The following is a 4,714-nucleotide window of genomic DNA, read 5'->3' on the forward strand; positions in this document are numbered from 1 at the left end:
ATCATCATCATCGTTATAGCCGCGTTAATTATTTTAAATATCGTAGGTCAGTACGCTTTTCATCGTTTTGATTTTACTGCCGATAAGCGTTTTACTTTAAGTGATAAAACGAAATCTTTATTGGAGCAAAATAAAAAACCGGTAATCATTACTGTATTTTTAGCGGGAGAGTTACCACCTGCGTTTAAACGTTTGCAGGCTGCGGTGTCAGATATTTTATCTGATTATCAAGCCTATGCTAAAACCGGGGTCAAGGTGGTTTTTGTTGACCCGATAGCGGGTCTTAATCAGGCTGATCAAGATACAGTAATCAATAATTTGTACGAAAGCGGTATAGAAGCAACCAGTTTAAGCGTTAAAACTGAAAGTGGATTAACGCAGAAACTCGTATTTCCGATGGCGATGATGGAAAGCGAAGGAAAGGAATTTCCCATTAAACTCTTTCAAAATTTAGATACCCGCGGAAATTACGAAGACAATATAAACCGCTCTATTGAAAACCTGGAGTATATTTTTACTTCGAGTTTAAAGAAAGTACTTTCTGGTGATAACCCTCGGATTGGTTTTTCAGAATCAAATGGCGAACTATCTGATTTACAATTGGCTGATGCCATTCACACCCTATCTAGCAGTTATCTGGTTGGCCGGATTGATTTAAATAGCATTGATAAAACAGGGCTTGATAAATTGAAAATGTTGATTATCGCCAAACCCAAAAAACCTTTTACAGAAACTGAGAAATACAAAATTAACTATTTCGTAATGAACGGCGGGAGGGTACTTTGGAGTATTGATCAGGTAAGTGCCGAATTGGATAGCTTGCGGGGAAAAAGTGGGCAGATGGCAGTTAACAGTAATTTGAACCTTGATGATATGCTTTTTATGTATGGTGCAAGGATTAATTATAATATTATTGCCGATCCGGCAAACAGTGCCGAGATTCCGGTTTCTACAGGTGTTGTAGGCGGGCAGAACCAGATGCAATTGGTGCCCTGGATTTATTACCCGATTTTATTACCGGATACTGTAGAAAGCGTTGTGAAAAAGCTGGATGGTGTGAAATCTGAATTTCCCAGTACAGTAGATACTATTGGTGTTAAAGGTGTAAAGAAATCATATATTTTAGCTACATCTCCCTATAATAAAGTGTATAATGTGCCGAAATTGTTTAGCTTGCAAATGGTGAGCGAACAGTTAGATCCACGGTCTTTCCAAAGTAAACCACAGCATGTTGGTTTAATGTTAGAAGGTAATTTTCCATCGGTTTTTGCCGGGCGCCCCTTACCAGCTACCATTACGCAACCTTACACCCTGGAAAGTATAAGTAAACCGGCTAAAATGATTGTGATAGGAGATGGCGATATTTTTAAAAACCAGGTATCGGAGCAAAATGGAACTCCTTCTCCACTAGGTTTCGACCGTTATTCGCAGCGTACTTTTGGTAATAAGGCATTATTGCTCAATATTGTTGATTATTTTACGGATAACGACAACTTAATTGCGCTACGAAATAAAGAAGTAAAAATCAGATTGTTGGATAAAGCCAAAATTAAGCTCGAAAAAACGAAATGGCAATTTATAAATGTAGTGGCACCCTTGCTATTGTTAATATTCTTTGCGATTTTTCAACATTATCACCGCAAATACAAGTACGCTAAATAATTTTTATATTTTTGAAGAAGACTAAATAATATCATGAGATTTATTGTATCCACATCAACTCTATTAAAACACTTACAAACCGTAAATGGTGCATCAAGCAGCAGTACGGTTTTGCCTATATTAGAAAATTTTCTCTTCGAAATTAAAGATGGAAACTTAACTATCTCTGCTACCGATCTGCAAACCAGCATGACAACTGCTTTGGCTGTAGAATCAAAGGAAGAAGGTAAAGTAGCTGTTCCATCTAAAATTTTATTAGATACGCTTAAAACATTGCCAGATCAGCCTATCGCATTTAATATCGATGATAGTACTTTTGCGATCGAGATCAGTGCCGGAGATGGTAAGTATAAATTAAGTGGTGAAAATGGTGATGATTTTCCGAAGATTCCAGTAGTGGAAAACGCATCTTCTGTAAACTTACCCGCGTCTGTTTTAACTGAAGCCATTACAAAAACTATTTTTGCGGTAAGTAACGATGAGTTGCGCCCGGCCATGACAGGTGTATTCTGTCAGTTATCCCCTCAGCACATTACCTTTGTAGCTACCGATGCACATAAACTGGTAAGATACCGCCGTATGGATAGCAAGGCAGATAAAGCAACCTCATTTATTCTCCCTAAAAAAGCTTTAACACTTTTGAAGGCTGCTTTACCTTCAACTGATATTAATGTATCAGTTGATTATAATGCAACAAGCGCTTTCTTTAAGTTCGAAAATATCAATTTAGTGTGTCGTTTAATAGACGAGCGTTATCCAGATTATGAGGCGGTAATTCCAACCAATAATCCTAACAAACTAATTATCGACAGAAGTTTGTTTTTAAATACACTTCGTAGGGTTGTAATTTTTGCGAATAAAACGACACATCAGGTAAGACTGAAAATTAGCGGAAGCGAATTAAATATCTCTTCAGAGGATTTAGATTTTGCTAATGAAGCACACGAGCGTTTAAGCTGCCAATATGATGGTGAAGACCTCGAAATAGGCTTTAATGCACGCTTTTTAATCGAAATGTTGAGCAATTTAAGTGGTGATGAAGTTACTTTAGAACTTTCGACACCAAACAGAGCAGGGCTTTTAATTCCACAAACCAATGATGAAAATGAGGATGTTTTAATGTTGGTGATGCCTGTGATGCTAAATAATAGTTATTAAAAAAAAACTAATTTATTAGTTTTATTAACAAAGTGGCTTGGTTTTTGACCGAGCCATTTTTGTTTATAATCAACTCACACAACCAATGAAAATCTATAACAATCTCTCGAAATCACTGATTTTGCTCATCATTTTATGTAGTATAGGCCTATTATCCTGTAAAAAGGACAATCCAGATGAAGTAGTAAAAGGCCAGGCCAAGGTAAAAATGGTCAATGCGTCGCAGGCCGATATACATCAGGATGTTTATTTAGATAATGAAAAACTAACCACTGTTGCTTTAGCCTTTGGCGAAACCAGCGATTATGTAAAAATACCTTCTGGTAATAGAAATGTTTCTTATGCCGGCACAAATAATACAACTACTGATACCTCTTTAAACTTTACGCCATCTATTACTTACACTACTTTTTTGGTTACCAATAAAAAAGGAGAGATGGAAATAGTGAGCTATGAAGATAATTTAAGTAATACAGAGTCAGATAAAGCTAAAATCAAACTAATTAATCTGACGCCAAATTTTGCCACTGGTATAAATGTTATGGTACAAGGCGGTACCCAGTTTGTTAATGGATTGGCTTTTAAAGAAGCATCTAACTATTTTGCCGTAGATACAGGATTTAATTTAAGATATACTGTAGTGGGTTCTGGTAATGTTAAAACCATTCAAAGTACGGCTTTAGAAGGGGGAAAGATATATACCATTTGGTTTAGTGGCACAACGGCAGCAACCTTAGAAGCACATATCATTACCGATAATTAATTTCAAAGTTTAATATGCTTTCTGCTATCTTTACGTTTTATTAGCATCAGCGATTAATTATGAAAAACAAAGTATTGTTTCCTAAAATATTTCTTCTTCTTATACTTGCCGTTTTAATCAGCTCATGCATCAAAAACGATAATTTAATTGAAGGTGATGCTAAAGTTCGATTCTTTCAGGCTGCTTCAACTGATACTACGCAAAGTTTCTATTTAAATGGAATACAAATAGGAACACCTGTTGCTTACAATRCAAATACAAGTTATGTAGTTGTTGCAGGTGATGCTGCTTATAATATAACCACACGAAATATAAATACAGGTGTTGATGTAGCTTCATTAGGAGAGCAAACATTTAAAATCGGACAGAATTATTCTGTTTTTTATTATAAAGAAAAAACTGGCGATCCTGCAAAATTAAAAGTTTATACCGATGATGTAAAACCAGATCTTGATTCAGCTAAACTAACTTTTTTAAACCTTGGTTACACACTAGGCTCTAGTGTTGTAATTACCGATAGCACAGATACAGCCAAACCTGTAGAATCTACAATTGCATATGGAGCGATTAAAACTTTAAAGGTTAAAGTTAATAAAAACATGAAATTTGCCTTTAAATTAACTAGTCCTACTGCGACAAACCCACCACCTGTGGTACCACGCTTAGATTCTCTTAATATCAATAATGGTAGGGTTTACCTTATATTATTTGATGGCGATAAAAAGGGAGAACTTAAAAATCGAATCATCTCAGCCAACTAATTTTATTGCAATATACTAGCATTTAATCCCTTTGATATTCATACTTTTGCCCAAAATTAGATAAATGGAACTACTACAGCAGCTTATAGATTTTATTCTTCATATAGACGTACATTTAGCTGAAATTGTTAACGAATACCGTACCTGGACTTACCTCATTTTATTCCTGATTATTTTTGCTGAAACTGGTTTTGTGGTAACACCGTTCCTTCCTGGCGACTCGTTGCTTTTTGCAATGGGCGCTTTAATTGYTGGCGAACATGAAACTGGTTTAAATATCTGGATCATGCTCATTATTTTAATTGTAGCAGCAATTTTAGGAAATACAGTTAACTATAAACTCGGAAGTGTTTTAGGCGCAGGTGTATTT

Annotated in this window: 5 protein-coding genes; all 5 read left to right on the forward strand. The window is 35.6% G+C overall.

Features of this window, described 5'->3' with window-relative positions; translation table 11 throughout:
- Positions 1–1,662, forward strand: a complete 1,662-nt coding sequence (gene gldG, locus AC1DPQ_RS18155; RefSeq protein WP_477610445.1) for a gliding motility-associated ABC transporter substrate-binding protein GldG — start codon at positions 1–3, stop codon at positions 1,660–1,662.
- A gap of 33 nt (positions 1,663–1,695) precedes the next feature.
- Positions 1,696–2,820, forward strand: coding sequence for a DNA polymerase III subunit beta (gene dnaN / locus AC1DPQ_RS18160; protein ID WP_086545224.1), 1,125 nt, complete (start codon positions 1,696–1,698; stop codon positions 2,818–2,820).
- An 85-nt stretch (positions 2,821–2,905) separates the two neighbouring features.
- Positions 2,906–3,583 carry a DUF4397 domain-containing protein gene (locus AC1DPQ_RS18165; RefSeq protein WP_477610446.1) on the forward strand — a complete coding sequence of 226 codons (678 nt, stop codon included), beginning with the start codon at positions 2,906–2,908 and terminating at the stop codon, positions 3,581–3,583.
- A gap of 59 nt (positions 3,584–3,642) precedes the next feature.
- Positions 3,643–4,344 carry a DUF4397 domain-containing protein gene (locus AC1DPQ_RS18170; RefSeq protein ID WP_477610447.1) on the forward strand — a complete coding sequence of 234 codons (702 nt, stop codon included), beginning with the start codon at positions 3,643–3,645 and terminating at the stop codon, positions 4,342–4,344.
- A gap of 64 nt (positions 4,345–4,408) precedes the next feature.
- Positions 4,409–4,714: SNARE-associated domain-containing protein (locus tag AC1DPQ_RS18175; RefSeq protein ID WP_477610448.1), on the forward strand; the 306-nt coding region annotated here is incomplete at its 3' end.

It is taken from the genome of Pedobacter sp. 01T416_2 (assembly GCF_056398925.1).

Excerpts from the sequence above, each read along its gene's own strand:
- dnaN (WP_086545224.1), top strand. The coding sequence starts at position 1,696 with ATGAGATTTATTGTATCCACATCAACTCTATTAAAACACTTACAAACC.
- AC1DPQ_RS18165 (WP_477610446.1), top strand. The coding sequence starts at position 2,906 with ATGAAAATCTATAACAATCTCTCGAAATCACTGATTTTGCTCATCATT.